The 16,977-nt window shown below is 56.4% G+C and carries 16 protein-coding genes; 5 read left to right on the top strand and 11 right to left on the bottom strand.

The genetic code is table 11. From position 1 onward, the window contains the following. The first annotated feature begins 24 nt into the window (after positions 1-24). On the top strand, positions 25-546 hold the full coding sequence (gene zur, locus RTU33_RS11805) for a zinc uptake transcriptional repressor Zur (protein ID WP_312627543.1): 522 nt from the start codon (positions 25-27) through the stop codon (positions 544-546). A gap of 74 nt (positions 547-620) precedes the next feature. On the opposite strand, the gene RTU33_RS11800 is transcribed toward zur, so the two are convergent. The 4 genes from RTU33_RS11800 to RTU33_RS11785 form a co-directional block, all read right to left on the bottom strand. Next, positions 621-830 carry a CsbD family protein gene (locus RTU33_RS11800; RefSeq protein WP_312627541.1) on the bottom strand — a complete coding sequence of 70 codons (210 nt, stop codon included), beginning with the start codon at positions 828-830 and terminating at the stop codon, positions 621-623. Between the two features lie 146 nt (positions 831-976). Further along, the gene (dinF, locus tag RTU33_RS11795) at positions 977-2,296 is read right to left on the bottom strand and encodes an MATE family efflux transporter DinF (protein ID WP_312627539.1); all 1,320 of its coding nucleotides are present in this window, start codon (positions 2,294-2,296) and stop codon (positions 977-979) included. An 85-nt stretch (positions 2,297-2,381) separates the two neighbouring features. Then, positions 2,382-2,990, bottom strand: coding sequence for a transcriptional repressor LexA (gene lexA, locus RTU33_RS11790; protein ID WP_312627537.1), 609 nt, complete (start codon positions 2,988-2,990; stop codon positions 2,382-2,384). Positions 2,991-3,099: 109 nt separating this feature from the next. Further along, on the bottom strand, positions 3,100-3,468 hold the full coding sequence (locus RTU33_RS11785; RefSeq protein WP_312627535.1) for a diacylglycerol kinase: 369 nt from the start codon (positions 3,466-3,468) through the stop codon (positions 3,100-3,102). 129 nt (positions 3,469-3,597) lie between these two features. Here RTU33_RS11785 and plsB point away from each other — a divergent pair, with 129 nt between their 5' ends. Beyond that, positions 3,598-6,015 (top strand): glycerol-3-phosphate 1-O-acyltransferase PlsB, encoded by a 2,418-nt coding sequence (gene plsB, locus RTU33_RS11780; protein WP_312627534.1) that lies wholly within the window; start codon positions 3,598-3,600, stop codon positions 6,013-6,015. Positions 6,016-6,106: 91 nt separating this feature from the next. Here the strand turns inward: plsB and RTU33_RS11775 are convergent, their stop codons facing one another. The 6 genes from RTU33_RS11775 to malK form a co-directional block, all read right to left on the bottom strand. Next, positions 6,107-6,967: an alpha/beta fold hydrolase gene (locus tag RTU33_RS11775; protein WP_312627532.1), complete on the bottom strand. Its 861-nt coding sequence runs from the start codon at positions 6,965-6,967 to the stop codon at positions 6,107-6,109. Positions 6,968-7,135: 168 nt separating this feature from the next. After that, positions 7,136-8,005, bottom strand: a complete 870-nt coding sequence (gene ubiA / locus RTU33_RS11770; protein WP_312627632.1) for a 4-hydroxybenzoate octaprenyltransferase — start codon at positions 8,003-8,005, stop codon at positions 7,136-7,138. 13 nt (positions 8,006-8,018) lie between these two features. Continuing rightward, on the bottom strand, positions 8,019-8,516 hold the full coding sequence (gene ubiC / locus RTU33_RS11765) for a chorismate lyase (RefSeq protein ID WP_312627530.1): 498 nt from the start codon (positions 8,514-8,516) through the stop codon (positions 8,019-8,021). A gap of 269 nt (positions 8,517-8,785) precedes the next feature. Then, positions 8,786-9,724: a maltose operon protein MalM gene (gene malM / locus RTU33_RS11760; protein ID WP_312627528.1), complete on the bottom strand. Its 939-nt coding sequence runs from the start codon at positions 9,722-9,724 to the stop codon at positions 8,786-8,788. Positions 9,725-9,825: 101 nt separating this feature from the next. Beyond that, the gene (locus tag RTU33_RS11755; protein ID WP_312627630.1) at positions 9,826-11,136 is read right to left on the bottom strand and encodes a maltoporin; all 1,311 of its coding nucleotides are present in this window, start codon (positions 11,134-11,136) and stop codon (positions 9,826-9,828) included. A 43-nt stretch (positions 11,137-11,179) separates the two neighbouring features. After that, on the bottom strand, positions 11,180-12,289 hold the full coding sequence (gene malK, locus RTU33_RS11750; protein ID WP_312627526.1) for a maltose/maltodextrin ABC transporter ATP-binding protein MalK: 1,110 nt from the start codon (positions 12,287-12,289) through the stop codon (positions 11,180-11,182). A 371-nt stretch (positions 12,290-12,660) separates the two neighbouring features. Between malK and malE the strand changes: the two genes are divergently transcribed. The 3 genes from malE to malG all read left to right on the top strand — a co-directional run bounded on the left by malE (position 12,661) and on the right by malG (position 16,428). After that, complete coding sequence (gene malE / locus RTU33_RS11745; protein WP_312627525.1) at positions 12,661-13,851, top strand: maltose/maltodextrin ABC transporter substrate-binding protein MalE; 1,191 nt, start codon at positions 12,661-12,663, stop codon at positions 13,849-13,851. A gap of 128 nt (positions 13,852-13,979) precedes the next feature. Then, positions 13,980-15,524 (top strand): maltose ABC transporter permease MalF, encoded by a 1,545-nt coding sequence (malF, locus tag RTU33_RS11740; RefSeq protein ID WP_312627522.1) that lies wholly within the window; start codon positions 13,980-13,982, stop codon positions 15,522-15,524. A gap of 13 nt (positions 15,525-15,537) precedes the next feature. Then, a complete protein-coding gene (malG, locus tag RTU33_RS11735) occupies positions 15,538-16,428 on the top strand; it encodes a maltose ABC transporter permease MalG (RefSeq protein ID WP_312627520.1) in 891 nt (296 codons plus the stop codon). 82 nt (positions 16,429-16,510) lie between these two features. Here malG and psiE read toward each other — a convergent pair whose 3' ends face one another. Next, positions 16,511-16,921, bottom strand: coding sequence for a phosphate-starvation-inducible protein PsiE (gene psiE / locus RTU33_RS11730; protein ID WP_021242727.1), 411 nt, complete (start codon positions 16,919-16,921; stop codon positions 16,511-16,513). Positions 16,922-16,977: the final 56 nt, after the last annotated feature.

The following is a 16,977-nucleotide window of genomic DNA, read 5'->3' as shown; positions in this document are numbered from 1 at the left end:
CTTTACACCCGACCCGAGGCGCCTATGGATAAGATCACTCCACAAGACATGCTCGTACAGGCCGAAAGGCTGTGCGCACAACGTGGCGTTCGTCTGACCCCTCAACGCCTCGAAGTTTTACGCCTGATGACCCTGCAACAGGGCGCAATCAGCGCATACGATCTGCTGGACTTACTGAAAGTCAGTGAACCGCAGGCAAAACCGCCTACCGTCTATCGGGCGCTGGAATTCCTGCTTGAGCAAGGCTTTGTGCACAAGGTGGAGTCGACCAACAGCTACGTACTGTGCCATTTGTTTGATAATCCATCACACTCTTCTGCAATGTTCATTTGCGATCGCTGTGGCGTGGTGAAAGAAGAAGCGGCTGACGGGGTCGAGGATATTATGCATACGCTGGCAGCAAAGATGGGATTTGCGCTGCGCCATAACGTGATTGAAGCGCATGGGCTGTGCTCTGACTGCGTAGAAGTAGAAGCCTGCCGCAAGCAGGACTGCTGCGGTCATGACCATACCATTCAGATTAAAAGAAAGCCGGGCCAGAAGTAAGGCCCAAAAAGCGCGGGCGGCCTTAAGCCGCCCTGAGGGTTGTACTTCCGTATACGCACGGGTAGTGCTGTCGATTACCAGCGGTAATCGTTACGGGTTTCCCAGTCTTTGACCTCTTTCTCGGCCTGATCTTTCTGGTAGCCGTAGCGTTCCTGAATTTTCCCGACCAGCTGGTCGCGCTTCCCTTCAACAACTTGCCAGTCGTCGTCGGTCAGTTTACCCCATTGCTCTTTCATTTTACCTTTGAACTGTTTCCAGTTACCGCCGATTTCGTCTTTATTCATGATCCTTTCCTCATCGTTCGGTGGTGCAGGGTGAAGTAACATCGTCCGTAATGCCTGTTTCTGCTGGACGTGAGATTCAGTATAGGTAAGGATTTCGCCCTTCTGGAATTATTCAGAATCTTTAACCATCAGGCGAAACGAAATCACTACGAAAACCAGGTACCGTGCTGCCAGTGACGCCGCCATATCCACGCCAGTGACAGACCGCGCAATCCGAGGAATACCGCCAGCGCCAGCCACAGTCCGTGGTTACCCAAAACGGGCACGGTCAGCAGCGTCAGGGCAAATCCGGCTGCCGCCACCGCCATACTGTTACGCATTTCCGCCCCGCGCGTGGCGCCGATAAACATGCCGTCCAGCAGATAACACCACACGCCAATCACCGGCAAAATCACCTGCCAGACAACATAACGATCGGCCAGATCGCGCAGGGCGGAAATAGAGGTCAGCATAGCAACGATATGCTCGCCCAGGACGGCGTAAATCAGCGCAAAGGCCAGCGCCACCAGCCCGGATTGTCGACAGGCCGCACGCCAGACGTGCAGCAGCTGGCTGCCATCTCTTGCACCATATGCCTGCCCGGAATGCGCCTCTACCGCATACGCAAAGCCATCCAGCGCGTAGGCGGTAAACGTCAGCATAGTCATCAGGACGGCGTTAACCGCCACGATATCGCTGCCCAGCCGCGCCCCGAATACCGTTAACGCACCAAAGCAGAGCTGTAGCAGCAGCGAGCGCAGCATGATGTCGCGATTCAGCGCCAGCAGGCGGCGAATGTTGCCGCGCCAGGCGTCTTTAAGCAGTGTCAGTGAGATCCCACGCAAATGCAGTACGCGCCGCACCATCAGCAGGCCAATGAAGAACGTAGCATATTCGGCGCACACCGTTGCCAGCGCCGCGCCCTGCACGTTCATGTGCAGCCCCATCACCAGCCACAGGTCGAGCACAATATTCAGCACGTTGCCGACGACCAGCAAAATCACCGGCGCACGCGCATACTGAACGCCGAGCAGCCAGCCCAGCAGCACCAGGTTTGCCAGTGAAGCGGGCGCACTCAGCCAGCGGATAGACAGGAAGCGTCGGGCCTGTTCGAGTACCGCATCGCTACCGCCGACAATGTGCAGCGCCAGATCGATAAGCGGAGTACGAAGCAATACGATAGCGAGCCCGGCCCCGAGAGCCAGCAGCAGCGGCTGCACCAGCGCGCGCGCCAGACGAACGGGGTCTTTCGCGCCATAGGCCTGAGCCGTCAGGCCAGTGGTACTCATACGCAGGAACAGCAGCAGCATGAACAGGAAGCTGGTCGCCATGGAGCCGACCGCTACGCCGCCGAGGTAAACGGGGCTGTCGAGATGGCCGATCACCGCCGTGTCCACCAGCCCAAGCAGCGGTACGGTGATATTGGAGAAAATCATCGGCAGCGCAAGGCGCCACAATGCTTTGTCGGCAGCGGTGAAGAACGACATGAGAAACCTGTGCAAATAAGTTCAGAAACAGAAGCGGCGCCAGAGTAGCGCCGCTTAGAAGAAGATTAGCAGGCCCGCAGGAAGGTTACAGCCACTCGCCGTTACGGATCACGCCAACGGCCAGCCCCTCGATGGAGAAGTTCTGTTCGCGCAGATTCACCACAATCGGGGAGAACTCGCTGTTTTCAGGCAGGAGTTCAACAGTGCTGCCCTGCTTTTTCAGACGCTTCACCGTCACCTCATCGTCGATGCGCGCCACAACCACCTGGCCGTTACGCACATCCTGGGTTTTATGCACCGCCAGCAGGTCGCCATCCAGAATGCCGATATCGCGCATGGACATGCCGCTGACGCGCAGGAGGAAATCGGCGCTTGGTTTGAACATGGACGGATCGACCTGGTAATGCCCTTCGATATGCTGCTGTGCCAGCAGCGGCTCGCCTGCCGCCACGCGCCCGATCAGCGGGATGCCCGATTCTTCTTCAACAAGCAAACGAATTCCGCGAGATGCGCCGGAGACAATCTCGATCACGCCTTTACGCGCCAGCGCTTTCAGATGCTCTTCAGCCGCGTTAGGGGACTTGAACCCCAGGCGCTGCGCGATTTCCGCACGCGTCGGTGGCATGCCCGTCTGGCTGATGTGATCCCGAATGAGATCGAACACCTCTTGCTGCCTGGTCGTTAACGCTTTCATTCCGCCCCCTGGGTGTATATACAGTTATGCTGTGAGTATATACAGTTGATGGCGATTTTGGAACCGCTAAACGCACAAAAAACCAGACATTTGCCTCATTCTGCGGGCGTTATCGGAAATGTGACCACAGCAGCGTTGCCCAGGTGATAACCGCAATAAAAATAGCCAGCAGTACGGCGGCGGATCCCATGTCTTTTGCCCGACCGGACAGCTCGTGACGTTCGGTGCCGATACGGTCCACGACCGCTTCAATCGCACTGTTTAAAATTTCCACTATCATCACCAGAAGGACAGAGCCAATCAGCAAAACGCGGGTGATGGCATCCACATCCAGCCAGCAGGCGAGAATGACCGCGATGATGGCGACGCTGCCTTCCTGACGGAACGCAGCTTCGTTTTGCCACGCGGCACGGAATCCTTTCCAGGAGTAGCCTGCTGCTTTGACGATTCGGGTGAGCCCGGTGGTATCATTAGCCATCAAAAGAACCTTTTACATTATTTAGCGTCAATGTCACTGCGCGCCGGGCGTAGCAGAACAGATATTCTGTGCACTTTCTGTTATCCTTGCGGCGCATTTGCATGATTAACCAGAGGCTTTACATCGTTTATGTCTGGCTGGCCACGAATTTACTATAAATTACTGAATTTACCATTAAGCGTACTGGTAAAAAGTAAGTCCATTCCGGCAGAACCTGCTCAGGAACTGGGACTCGATACTTCGCGCCCTATTATGTACGTTCTGCCGTATAACTCGAAGGCAGATCTGTTGACCTTACGCGCCCAGTGTCTGGCGCACGATCTCCCGGATCCGCTGGAGCCGCTGGAAATCGACGGTACCGTGCTGCCGCGCTACGTGTTCATTCACGGCGGGCCGCGCGCGTTCACCTATTACACGCCAAAAGAAGAATCTATCAAGCTGTTCCACAACTATCTGGATCTGCATCGCAGCAATCCGGACCTCGACGTGCAGATGGTGCCCGTATCGGTGATGTTTGGCCGCTCTCCGGGCCGCGAAAAAGGCGACACCAACCCGCCGCTGCGCATGATGAACGGCTTCCAGAAGTTCTTCGCGGTGACATGGCTTGGTCGCGACAGCTTCGTGCGCTTCTCCCCTTCCGTATCGCTGCGCCGCATGGCTACTGAACACGGCACCGATAAAATTATCGCGCAGAAACTGGCTCGCGTAGCGCGTACCCACTTTGCACGTCAGCGCCTTGCCGCCGTAGGCCCGCGTCTGCCTGCACGTCAGGATCTGTTCAACAAGCTGCTGGCATCCAAAGCGATTGCCCGCGCCGTGGAAGATGAAGCGCGCAGTAAGAAAATCTCCCATGAGAAAGCGCAGCAGAACGCCATCGCGCTGATGGAAGAGATTGCGGCGAACTTCTCCTATGAAATGATTCGTCTGACGGACCGCGTGCTCGGCTTCACCTGGAACCGGCTGTATCAGGGGATTAACGTTCATAATGCCGAGCGCGTGCGCCAACTCGCGCACGACGGCCATGAAATCGTCTATGTACCCTGCCATCGCAGCCATATGGACTACCTGCTGCTCTCCTACGTGCTCTATCACCAGGGGCTGGTGCCGCCGCACATCGCCGCAGGCATTAACCTGAACTTCTGGCCCGCCGGGCCGATTTTCCGTCGCCTGGGCGCGTTCTTTATTCGCCGCACCTTTAAGGGTAACAAGCTCTATTCCACCGTGTTCCGCGAATACCTCGGCGAGCTGTTCAGCCGCGGCTACTCTGTAGAATACTTTGTGGAAGGCGGTCGTTCCCGCACGGGCCGCCTGCTCGATCCGAAAACCGGCACCCTGTCGATGACCATTCAGGCAATGCTGCGCGGCGGCACACGCCCAATCACGCTGGTGCCAATTTACATCGGCTATGAGCACGTGATGGAAGTGGGCACCTACGCCAAAGAGCTGCGCGGTGCGACAAAAGAGAAAGAGAGCCTGCCGCAGATGCTGAAAGGCCTGAGCAAGCTGCGCAATCTCGGTCAGGGCTACGTCAACTTCGGCGAACCTCTGCCGCTGATGACCTACCTCAACCAGCACGTACCAGAGTGGCGTGAGTCTATCGACCCTATCGAGGCCATTCGCCCGGCCTGGCTGACGCCGACGGTAAACAACATCGCCGAAGACCTGATGGTCCGCATTAACAACGCAGGCGCGGCGAACGCCATGAACCTGTGCTGTACTGCGCTGCTGGCCTCACGTCAGCGCTCCCTGACGCGTGAACAGCTGACCGAACAGCTCGAATGCTACCTGCAGCTGATGCGCAACGTGCCGTATTCCCCGGATTCCACGGTGCCCGCGGTCACCGCCAGCGCATTGATCGATCATGCGCTGCAGATGAACAAGTTCGAAGTCGAGAAAGACACCATCGGCGACATCATCATTCTGCCTCGCGAGCAGGCAGTGCTGATGACCTACTATCGCAATAACATCACGCACATGCTGATGATCCCATCGCTGCTGGCGGCAATTGTCACCCAGCATCGCAACATCTCTCGCGAAGCAATGGTGCAGCACGTTGAAGCGCTGTATCCGATGCTGAAAGCCGAGCTGTTCCTGCGCTGGGAGAAAGCCGAGCTGGCGGGCGTGATTGATTTGCTGCTGGCAGAGATGCAGCGTCAGGAACTGGTGGCCGTTGAGAACGATCAGGTGCGGGTGAACCCATCTCACTCCCGCACGCTGCAGCTGCTGGCGGCCGGTGCGCGTGAAACGCTGCAGCGCTATGCCATCACCTTCTGGCTGCTGAGCGCTAATCCGTCCATCAACCGCAGCACGCTGGAAAAAGAGAGCCGCACCGTGGCGCAGCGCCTGTCGGTTCTGCACGGCATTAACGCGCCGGAGTTCTTCGACAAAGCCGTGTTCAGCACCCTCGTGCTGACGTTGCGCGACGAAGGCTACATCAGCGACACCGGCGATGCCGAACCTGCTGAAACAATGAAAATCTACCAGATGCTGGCAGAGCTCATCACTTCAGACGTGCGTCTGACGATTGAGAGCGCATCGCAGGATTAACGTCGCATAAGCAACGCGGAAAAAGTGGAAAGTAAACTGCACCCCAAAGGCTGGTTATCCGGCGGATTAAGGTGCAGTTTTTTATGCCCGATTAAAGGTGCTGGCGGAACCAGGAGAGCTGAACACCGATAACCTGATCGAAGTTCTGACCGCTATACATGTCGTAATGGCGGGCATCCGCCTGCTCATGCAGCTTTTTCTCGACAGCACCTGTGGCTTCGAACAGCGCGCGTCCCTGCTCCGGTGGATTGACGGTATCTTTGCCTGCAGTCACCACCAGCGTCGGGCAGGTCGTGCGAGCTGCGTACTGCGCAGGCTTATAGTTAAGCGTTTCACGCACGGTCAGGAAAGGAATTTTGATATCCATTGCCGGGAAGCGCGCTTTATTCTCTTCAAAGAAAGCCTTCGACTCGTCATCGCCCAACACCCGGGTTACGCCGACAAACATCTCTTTTCCGGTTGCCTGCTGTTTATCCGCCATTTTTTGCAGCGTTGCCACAAAACCCGCCTTCTCATCCGGGCTCATTTTGCCGGTGACAATCTGTTCGCCATCAGCGAAAGCCAACTGGCTGACGACGCAGCGAATGGCACTGTCCGCCGCCGCCGCCGCAAACACATGGCAACCGCCGAACGATGTTCCCCACAGCCCTACGCGCTGTGGATCAAGCCCCGGCTGCTGACGAGCCCAGCCAATCACGGTGTGAATATCCTCAATCTGCATCGCTGGCACGAGTCGGCCACGCTCGCCTTCGCTAGCCCCAAAACCGCGATAGTCAAAGGTGATAGTGGCAAACCCGGCATCGGTAAAGGCCTGAGCAAAAGGAGGTAAAAGAATCTCCTGAATACCACAAAAGCCGTGACAGAGAATAATCACCGGTGCGTTGCCGACGGCCTCTGGTTTGCGCAGGGTCAGCGCAATACCGTTTTCCAGATTAAATGTTGTCGTTTCCATTGCTGTCATTCCCCTACAAAAGAAGTGAATATGCAGAACCTCTTTGTCTGACTCAAGATAAAACAGCGCATTACGTTAAATCACATCTGTTTTTTGTAACGATGGCAGCATTTTGGCCATAAAAAAACGGCGACCTGATGGCCGCCGTTTGATAACGAATCCGTTGAATTAAACCAGGTAACTCATCGCCAGACCGATAAACAGCACCAGTCCAACGTAGTTATTGTTCATAAACGCTTTAAAACAGGCGTTACGTTCGCGGTCTTTAATCAGCTTCTGCTGGTAAATAAACAGCGCTCCGGCGATGAAAAGCGACCAGTAAAATTCCCAGTGCAGCCCGCTGAGCCAGCCGACCACAGCCATTAACGCCAGCGTCATCACCTGCAAAATGCCGATGATCAGCTTGTCGTTTTTGCCAAACAGGATAGCGGTAGACTTCACGCCGATTTTTAAATCATCGTCCCGGTCGACCATCGCATATTGCGTATCATAGGCCACGGCCCAGCAGATATTGGCGATGAACATCAGCCAGCAGCTGAGCGGCAGCGTTTCGCTTACCGCAGCATAGGCCATTGGAATCGACCAGCCGAACGCCGCACCAAGCACCACCTGCGGCAAATGGGTGTAGCGCTTCATAAACGGGTAAACCCACGCCAGCGCAAGCCCGACGAAGGACAGCAAAATCGTCATCGTATTGAGCGTCAGCACCAAAAGGAACGACACCAGCACCAGCACGGTGAAGACAATGCGTGCCTCTTTTTCGCTGACGTCGCCGCTTGGCAGCGGGCGGTGGGCCGTACGCTTAACGTGACCGTCAAATTTGCGGTCGGCATAGTCATTTACGACGCAGCCCGCGGCGCGCATCGACCAGACGCCCGCCACAAACACCACCAGGATCCAAAGCGGCGGCACGCCAGGCGTTGCCACCCACAGCGCCCACAGCGTCGGCCACAGCAGCAGAAGTGCGCCGATCGGCTTGTCGGTTCGCATCAGGCGGTGATAGGCCAGCAGCTTATTTTGCGTCAGACTCCTCTCCATCATTCTCTTCCTCTCAGTACAGCGGCGACGCGGGCAGAAACAGCTCGGTTAACAGCAGCGGTTTACCGCTCAGGCGAAGGCGGGATCGACGTCCCCACAGATCTGCGTCTTTACCGATCTCAATAAAATCACGGGTTAAGGTAGATGAGGTAAACAGATAGCGCCCCAGCGGCGTGGTGCCAAGCTGCTGAAGCTGAAGCTCCGGCCCGCTGAGCGTGGATTCAGGGACCACCGTGCGTCCGGCAAGCCAGGGTTCGCCGTCGGCGCACAGCAAAATTTCACGCAGCCAGTAGCGCGACTCTTTCGGCAACAGGGCCAGCTCTTCGGCAACCTCATCCTGGCCGACAAAATCCTCACGGATAAGCGTCACGGTGACGCGCTTACCCTGCTGCTCAAAGCGTTTGGTCATGGAATCTTCCAGCAGCAGCCAGTCACGCAGCGCGGCGTCGAGTTCCGGAAGGGGGGTGTAATAGCGTAGCGCGCGCAGCTGCGCCAGCGCAGGGTGTGACATGCCAGACTCTCCGATACAAAACTTATCGGCATTGTATCCCAGAACGGCGCTCACGACAGGAAGAAACGCGAATATACGATCTTCCGCGCAACAGCGATGCAACATCGGCGGCGGCAGAATACCTGTCCTCCGGTACGGCCGCAGGATAAGTATTCAAACGCATGATGACTGACATCACTTCTGTGCAGGATGCCGCAGCAGAAAAAACGGTGCATCCGTAAGGATGCACCGAAAGGCCTGAGCCTGAACATCAGCACTGCGGGGAATGCTTACCCCTTGCCTTTGACACTGCTGATAAAGGTTGAACGCGCGGATGTCGAGCCGAGGCGCTCGGCTTCGTTCAGCAATTTGAGGGCCTTATCGATGTTACCTTCCTTCACTGCCTGCTTAATGCCGCGGTTAAAGTAGCTTTCCGTGTCATTGAGCATAGGTTCGCTTTTCGCCGCAGGGGCCGCAGCCACAGCAGCAGTTTGCGCTGGTGCGGCATAGGTCGCCGCAGGTGCAGGCGTATTGCCCACCACCACCGGTTTCGGATCCGGTGCGCCGAAGATCTTACCAATCATGATATTGCCGCTGTTCTGCTCGGTTTTCACCTTGACCGTCAGCGTTCCCTGGCCTGCGTGACGGGCAACCGGATCGGCCACGTCAGGAATCGCATTGTTAGCGCCTTCGGCATACAGCTTAGCCGGGTTGATCATGTGCGTGGTTTCGGCCAGATCGCGCGTTGTGGTGTAGACCAGCATATAAATCTGCTTCTGCCCCATCATCGGCGTCAGCTTCATCACGTTTTCCAGCCGGTTTCCGGAGGCGATCCCCGGTTTCTGATACTGGAAGTAGCTGCTTGGGAAGAAGGCCGCAGGCTGCATCTGCTCATCGAGGATCAGCACGTTGGGGGCGTAAACGCTTAAATCTTTAACCATGCTGGTGAGCGTGATCTCCAGCGATCCCTGGTCAGCGGGCAGAACAACCGCCGCCACGCCGCCGGAGATATTACCGATATTCAGGCTGGGCGACGATGCGTCCAGCACGATGTCCTGGTTTACCGGCGGCATCAGCGTCTGCCATGGTAAACCCTGTAATTTTTCCGCCGGGATGGCCGGGGCGGTGGAAATATTCTGCGGATTCACCGGCGTGGCGGCAAATGACGCGGGCAGTACGCTAAGGCTGAGCACCGGAAACAGGCACAGCGCAAGAAGATGTTTTTTCATTATTTTATCCTCGAAGTACGAAATCCGTCTCCTCCAGGCAATAAGGAGACGGACCAATTATCAACACTGGCGGGCGCTAAGCGCCCGCGCTGTCGGCTGGCTTACCACCAGGCTTCCATCTGAATACCGAAGGAGAACTCGTCGTCGTTACCGCGGCTGAAGGTATGCGCGCTGGTATCGCTGAAGGCAATGCCTGAAGCGGTACCCGGAACATAGTTATCGCCGTTGGAGTCGGTGGAGTAACCCCATTTCTCATCCCACTTGGCGTAGGTCGCGAATACGCGGATTGCCGGACGAGACCAGATGCTGTTGCCCGCCTGCCACTGCTGGGCAAGGGTAATTTTGTACTGGTTGTTGGTGTCGTCGGTACGCTGAGATTTCACGTTGTCGTAGCCCACTTCCAGCAGGGTGCTCATGATCGGCGTCCACTTGTACATTGGGCGTACGCCGACGGTCCACCACTTGGTACCGTTGTTGTCATCACGATCGACGTTCTGGTACATACCTACGTACATCAGGCCCCAGCTATCGTTGAAGTCGATAGCACCGTGGTCGATCACGCGCAGCATGTGGCCGTCGTTGTTCTGGTCAGTATTCGGACGACCGGTGGTACGGGTCATCGCGTCGGTCGCATACTGAAGAACGAATTTGTTCATGCTGGTGCCAAGGAAGGTCTGGGTGTGCTCAATGGTACCCATCCAGCCATCTTTGGTGGCATTGTCATTCACCGCATGGTAGCCGTCGGTTTCATTGGAGCTGCCGTAGTCGAAGCCGACTTCCAGCGAGCCGCCCGGGTTCACTTCCATCTGACCTAAACGCACATCAAAGATATCGTTGGACAGCGCTTTGGTACGGGTCTGGCCGTTGATGAAGCTCTCGGAACCGCCGGCTTCGCTGTTACGGGTTGCCGCCAGAGAGAGCTTGCCGAAGCCCAGATCGATATCTTCGATACCGCCGCCAGGGCCGGAAACGTCCCAGTAGTAGAAGTCGATCATATGAACGTCATGACGTTTGTAGTAACGCTTACCGGCCCAGATGTTGGCGCCCGGCAGCGAATCAAACAGGTTTTTACCCACGACGTTAAACTGACGTACACGTGGCCCACCGTTGGTGTCTTCGTCATCGTTCAACTGGTCGGTGGCGTAGCCGATCATGGAGTCAACGTAGAAGCTTTTATCGCCTTCTTTCCAGGCTTCCTGACCTAATTCGATTTCGGCATAGGTTTCACATTCGTTACCGAGACGATATTTGGAATCGGCCCCGGTTGCCTTAAAGCATTGCTGTTCGCCGCCGCTACCGGTCCAGCCGATACCCGAACGGGCGTAACCTTTAAAGTCGACAGCGCCCGCGTGCGCAGACAGGATGCCTGCCGTCACGGCGATCGCCACGGGAAGTTTGCGCAGAGTAATCATCATTCTATCTCCTGAGACCATTGCTTTTCTTTTGTTATGGGATTTAAACGCCAGGTTCTTTGTGCAGCCGACGACACGCGGAGCCATCCTCACGGAATAAATGGCAGCGCTCTGGCGGCAAACCGATAGCGAATGTGGCTCCCTCTTCTACCAACACCACGTCAGTCTGGCGGTAAACCAGGTTCTGACGGATGGCGGGGATCTGGATATGAATTTGCGTTTCGTGACCGAGTTGCTCCACGACCTGAACGACGCCTTCAAGGGTGACATCAGCGATGTCGCTTGGCAGAAGATGCTCAGGACGAATACCTAATGACATGTTGGCGCCGGGCTGCACGCCGGTACTTTCCACCGGCAGCCAGATTTGCTGACGGTTAGGCAGTTCCACCTGCACCTGCTCAATGGCAGTGGCGGTGACCTTCACCGGCAGGAAGTTCATCTTCGGCGAGCCAATAAAGCCCGCCACGAATCGGTCTGCCGGATAGTGATAGAGCTCCAGTGGTTTGCCGATCTGCGCCACGCGGCCGGCATCCAGCACCACGATTTTGTCGGCGAGCGTCATCGCCTCCACCTGATCGTGGGTAACGTAAATCATCGTGCGGCCCAGACGCTTGTGCAGACGGGAAATCTCAATACGCATCTGCACGCGCAGCGCGGCGTCGAGGTTCGAGAGCGGTTCATCGAGCAGGAACACGCGCGGCTCCGCTACCAGCGTACGGCCAATCGCCACGCGCTGACGCTGGCCGCCGGAAAGCGCTTTCGGCTTACGCTCCAGCAGGTGCGCCAGCTGCAATACTTCAGCGACCTGGGTTACGCGCTGGTTGATAAGCGCTTTCTTCGCGCCCGCGAGCTTGAGGCCAAAAGACATATTTTCTGCAACGGAAAGATGGGGATACAGCGCGTATGACTGAAACACCATGCCAATGCCGCGTTCAGCGGGCGGCGTGTCGTTCATGCGTTTTTCACCAATCAGCAGCTCTCCGCTGGTGATGGTTTCCAGCCCGGCAATCATTCTCAGCAGCGTAGATTTTCCGCAGCCCGATGGCCCGACAAACACCACGAACTCTCCCTCGTGGATGTCGAGATTGATGTCTTTCGACACCACCATATCGCCCCAGGCTTTGGTTACATTTCGCAGCTGAACGCTCGCCATCCCCTTCTCCCTTCGTTACAACCTGTCACTGACGGAAACACTCAAGATGGGCGGACTATGCGCGATCGATAACTTTCGTGAATCCTCCACCCCCAAGGTTTTTTATGGGGGAGGAGACGGGAGGATGAGGAGGGCTGGTCTGCCCTCGCATTTGGCGCGACCTGGCAAAAATCGTGATGAACCTGGCAAAAAGCGGTGTCATTTTGTGTGCGCCAGGACTCATAACGTAAATTTATGTAACACAGATCACACAAACCGGGGGTGGGGCGTAGGGGCGGGGAGGATGGAAAGGGGTTGCTAAGAAAGGAAACTCATCGACGTCAAAGCCACCAGGCGTATCCACGAGCACATCACCAAACAGGACGGGATATATGAAAATCAAAACTGGCGCTCGCATCCTCGCGCTGTCTGCATTGACCACGATGATGTTTTCCGCCTCTGCCCTCGCGAAAATCGAAGAGGGCAAGCTGGTTATCTGGATCAATGGCGATAAAGGCTATAACGGCCTCGCGGAAGTCGGGAAGAAGTTCGAGAAAGACACCGGCATCAAAGTGACCGTTGAGCACCCGGACAAGCTGGAAGAGAAGTACCCGCAGGTTGCGGCGACCGGTGACGGCCCGGACATCATCTTCTGGGCGCATGACCGCTTCGGTGGCTACGCACAGTCCGGCCTGCTGGCTGAAGTCACCCCAGACAAAGCGTTCCAGGACAAGCTCTATCCGTTCACCTGGGATGCGGTACGCTACAACGGTAAGCTGATTGCCTACCCCATCGCGGTAGAAGCGCTGTCGCTCATCTATAACAAAGACCTGGTGCCGAACCCGCCAAAAACCTGGGAAGAGATTCCTGCACTGGATAAAGAGCTGAAGGCGAAGGGCAAATCGGCGCTGATGTTCAACCTGCAGGAGCCGTACTTCACATGGCCGCTGATTGCCGCCGACGGCGGATACGCGTTCAAGTTTGAGAACGGCAAGTACGACGTAAAAGATGTGGGCGTGGACAACGCAGGCGCGAAAGCGGGCCTGAATTTCCTGGTTGACCTCATCAAGAACAAACACATGAACGCGGACACCGACTACTCCATCGCGGAAGCGGCCTTCAACAAAGGCGAAACGGCGATGACCATCAACGGTCCGTGGGCGTGGGCAAACATCGATAAGAGCAAAATCAACTACGGCGTAACGCTGCTGCCAACCTTCAAAGGCAAAGCCTCTAAGCCGTTCGTGGGCGTGCTGAGCGCGGGCATCAACGCCGCCAGCCCGAACAAAGAGCTGGCAAAAGAGTTCCTCGAAAACTACCTGCTGACCAACGACGGCCTGGCAGAAGTGAACAAAGATAAGCCGCTGGGTGCCGTGGCGCTGAAAACGTATCAGGAACAGCTGGAAAAAGATCCGCGCATCGCAGCCACCATGGCGAACGCAAAAACTGGCGAAATCATGCCTAACATCCCGCAGATGGCTGCCTTCTGGTACGCCACCCGCACCGCAGTCATTAACGCCGCCAGCGGCCGTCAGACCGTGGACGCTGCGCTGAAGGACGCTCAGGGTCGTATCACTAAGTAAGGCCGTAGTAGATGTGCCGGATGGCGGCACAAATACCTTATCCGGCCTACGCACTCCGTAGGCCTGATAAGCGCAGCACCATCAGGCACTGATGTGGCAAGTTTGCACTGTTGTCGAGGAAGATCCCCATGGATGTCGTTAAAAAAAGTCACTGGTGGCAAAGCGAAACGCTGAAGTGGTCCGTGATTGGGCTGCTGGGCCTGCTGGTGGGCTATCTTATTGTTTTAATGTACGCCCAGGGGGAGTACCTGTTCGCCATCCTGACGCTGATTTTGAGCGCCGTTGGCCTCTATATTTTCGCTAACCGCAAGGCATACGCCTGGCGTTACGTCTATCCGGGCATGGCCGGGATGGGCCTGTTTGTTCTGTTCCCGCTGATTTGCACCATCGCTATCGCCTTTACCAACTACAGCAGTACTAACCAGCTGACCCAGGAACGCGCGCAGCAGGTGCTGATGGACCGCTCTTATCAGGCGGGCAAAGCCTACAATTTTGGCCTGTACCCGGCGGGTGATGAGTGGAAGCTGGCGCTGACCGATGGCGACAGCGGTAAAAATTACGTCTCCGACGCCTTTAAACTCGGCGGCGAGCAAAAAATTGCGCTGAAAGAAGCAGATGCCTTGCCGGAAGGTGAACGCGGCAACCTGCGCATCATCACCCAAAATCGCCAGGCGCTGAATCAGCTGACCGCGATCCTGCCCGATGAAAGCAAAGTCATCATGAGTTCCCTGCGCCAGTTCTCCGGCACGCGCCCGCTCTACACCGAGGGGAAAGATGGCGAACTGACCAATAACCAGAGCGGCGTGAAGTATCGCCCGAACAATCAAATCGGTTTCTATCAGTCGGTGAACGCCGACGGTAGCTGGGGCGATGAAAAGCTGAGCCCGGGTTATACCGTCAGCATTGGCTGGGATAACTTCACTCGCGTATTTACTGACGAAGGGATCCAGAAGCCGTTCTTCGCCATTTTCGTCTGGACGGTGGTGTTCTCGGTCCTGACCGTGCTGCTGACCGTCGCCGTGGGCATGGTGCTGGCGTGCGTCGTGCAGTGGGAATCGCTGAAGGGTAAAGCTATTTACCGCGTGCTGCTGATTCTGCCGTATGCCGTGCCGTCGTTTATCTCGATTCTGATTTTCAAAGGCCTGTTTAACCAGAGCTTCGGCGAAATCAACATGATGCTGAGCGCGCTGTTTGGCATCAAACCCGCCTGGTTCAGCGATCCGACTACCGCGCGTTCGATGATTATTATCGTCAACACCTGGCTCGGTTATCCCTACATGATGATCCTGTGCATGGGCCTGCTGAAAGCGATTCCGGACGATCTGTACGAGGCCTCGGCGATGGACGGCGCAGGCCCGTTCCAGAACTTCTTTAAAATCACGCTGCCGCTGCTGATTAAGCCACTGACGCCGCTGATGATCGCAAGCTTCGCTTTTAACTTTAATAACTTCGTGCTGATTCAGCTGTTAACCAACGGCGGCCCGGACCGTCTCGGCACGACCACGCCGGCGGGCTACACCGACCTGCTGGTGAGCTACACCTACCGTATCGCCTTTGAAGGCGGCGGCGGTCAGGATTTCGGACTGGCAGCGGCCATCGCAACGCTCATCTTCCTGTTGGTCGGGGCACTGGCGATTATTAACCTCAAAGCTACGCGCATGAAATTCGATTAAGGGAGCAGTCGACATGGCTATGGTTCAACCAAAATCTCAAAAAATGCGCCTGTTTATCACGCACCTGCTGCTGCTGATTTTTATCGCCGCGATCATGTTCCCGCTGCTGATGGTGGTCGCCATCTCGCTGCGCGAAGGCAACTTCGCCACCGGCAGCCTGATCCCGGATCAAATCTCCTGGGAACACTGGAAGCTGGCGCTCGGCTTTAGCGTCGAGCACGCCGACGGGCGCGTCACGCCGCCGCCGTTCCCGGTCCTGCTGTGGCTGTGGAACTCGGTCAAAATCGCGGGCATCACCGCGGTCGGGATTGTGGCGCTCTCCACCACCTGCGCCTATGCCTTCGCCCGCATGAAGTTCCCGGGCAAAGCGACGCTGCTGAAAGGCATGCTGATTTTCCAGATGTTCCCGGCGGTGCTGTCGCTGGTGGCGCTGTACGCGTTGTTTGACCGCCTGGGTCAGTACATTCCGTTTATTGGGCTCAACACACACGGCGGCGTAATCTTCGCCTATATGGGCGGTATTGCGCTGCACGTGTGGACAATCAAGGGCTATTTCGAAACCATCGACGGCTCGCTGGAGGAAGCCGCTGCGCTGGACGGCGCAACGCCATGGCAGGCCTTCCGTCTGGTGCTGCTGCCGCTGTCGGTGCCGATTTTAGCCGTCGTGTTTATTCTGTCGTTTATCGCCGCCATCACCGAAGTCCCTGTCGCCTCGCTGCTGCTGCGTGACGTAAACAGCTACACCCTGGCGGTCGGGATGCAGCAATATCTCAACCCGCAAAACTACCTGTGGGGCGACTTTGCCGCCGCGGCGGTGCTCTCCGCCATTCCCATCACCGCCGTGTTCCTGCTGGCCCAGCGCTGGCTGGTTAACGGCCTGACCGCAGGCGGAGTAAAAGGTTAAGTTTCATCGTTATACCCTGTAATGCCACTGTTATCCTCATTACTTGTGACTGTTGTCAGGCGCTCTTCGGAGCGCCATTTTTTTATTCCCGCTTCAGGCGCTTCGAGTTACACAGCCAAAGGGTGATAACCAGCAGCAGGATCGCCGCAGAGTAGATCAGGACATCAAGAGGGGATTTATGATCGACGATGATCAGCCGCACAATGGCGGTGATCCCGATATAGACAAAATAGCGCAGCGGAAAGTGAAAGCCGGACTGAAAGTACTTCACAATCAGGGCGATAAATTCAAAATAGAGGAAATAAACCACCAGCCCTTCCACCAGCGCATATTTGCTGGTTTGCTCAGGGGCGAACAGCACATCCGCAAGATGGACGGTTTCTTTACCCAAAAACACCACCAGAATCAGGCCGAGGCTGAGCAAGCCCAGGTTCAGCACGGTCTGCAAAACGGTAGAAATAAACTCTACGCGAGGACGAGTGAGCGACGTCATACAGCACCTCCTTCATCAGGGCGAGATCTCTGTATAGCGTAGAAATGTGACGGGGA

Source organism: Scandinavium sp. (assembly GCF_032012665.1).
GTDB lineage: Bacteria > Pseudomonadota > Gammaproteobacteria > Enterobacterales > Enterobacteriaceae > Scandinavium.
This window is presented reverse-complemented; position numbering and strand designations above follow the sequence as displayed.

Excerpts from the sequence above, each read along its gene's own strand:
- zur (WP_312627543.1), top strand. The coding sequence starts at position 25 with ATGGATAAGATCACTCCACAAGACATGCTCGTACAGGCCGAAAGGCTG.
- RTU33_RS11800 (WP_312627541.1), bottom strand. The coding sequence starts at position 830 with ATGAATAAAGACGAAATCGGCGGTAACTGGAAACAGTTCAAAGGTAAA.
- dinF (WP_312627539.1), bottom strand. The coding sequence starts at position 2,296 with ATGTCGTTCTTCACCGCTGCCGACAAAGCATTGTGGCGCCTTGCGCTG.
- lexA (WP_312627537.1), bottom strand. The coding sequence starts at position 2,990 with ATGAAAGCGTTAACGACCAGGCAGCAAGAGGTGTTCGATCTCATTCGG.
- RTU33_RS11785 (WP_312627535.1), bottom strand. The coding sequence starts at position 3,468 with ATGGCTAATGATACCACCGGGCTCACCCGAATCGTCAAAGCAGCAGGC.
- plsB (WP_312627534.1), top strand. The coding sequence starts at position 3,598 with ATGTCTGGCTGGCCACGAATTTACTATAAATTACTGAATTTACCATTA.
- RTU33_RS11775 (WP_312627532.1), bottom strand. The coding sequence starts at position 6,967 with ATGGAAACGACAACATTTAATCTGGAAAACGGTATTGCGCTGACCCTG.
- ubiA (WP_312627632.1), bottom strand. The coding sequence starts at position 8,005 with ATGGAGAGGAGTCTGACGCAAAATAAGCTGCTGGCCTATCACCGCCTG.
- ubiC (WP_312627530.1), bottom strand. The coding sequence starts at position 8,516 with ATGTCACACCCTGCGCTGGCGCAGCTGCGCGCGCTACGCTATTACACC.
- malM (WP_312627528.1), bottom strand. The coding sequence starts at position 9,724 with ATGAAAAAACATCTTCTTGCGCTGTGCCTGTTTCCGGTGCTCAGCCTT.
- RTU33_RS11755 (WP_312627630.1), bottom strand. The coding sequence starts at position 11,136 with ATGATTACTCTGCGCAAACTTCCCGTGGCGATCGCCGTGACGGCAGGC.
- malK (WP_312627526.1), bottom strand. The coding sequence starts at position 12,289 with ATGGCGAGCGTTCAGCTGCGAAATGTAACCAAAGCCTGGGGCGATATG.
- malE (WP_312627525.1), top strand. The coding sequence starts at position 12,661 with ATGAAAATCAAAACTGGCGCTCGCATCCTCGCGCTGTCTGCATTGACC.
- malF (WP_312627522.1), top strand. The coding sequence starts at position 13,980 with ATGGATGTCGTTAAAAAAAGTCACTGGTGGCAAAGCGAAACGCTGAAG.
- malG (WP_312627520.1), top strand. The coding sequence starts at position 15,538 with ATGGCTATGGTTCAACCAAAATCTCAAAAAATGCGCCTGTTTATCACG.
- psiE (WP_021242727.1), bottom strand. The coding sequence starts at position 16,921 with ATGACGTCGCTCACTCGTCCTCGCGTAGAGTTTATTTCTACCGTTTTG.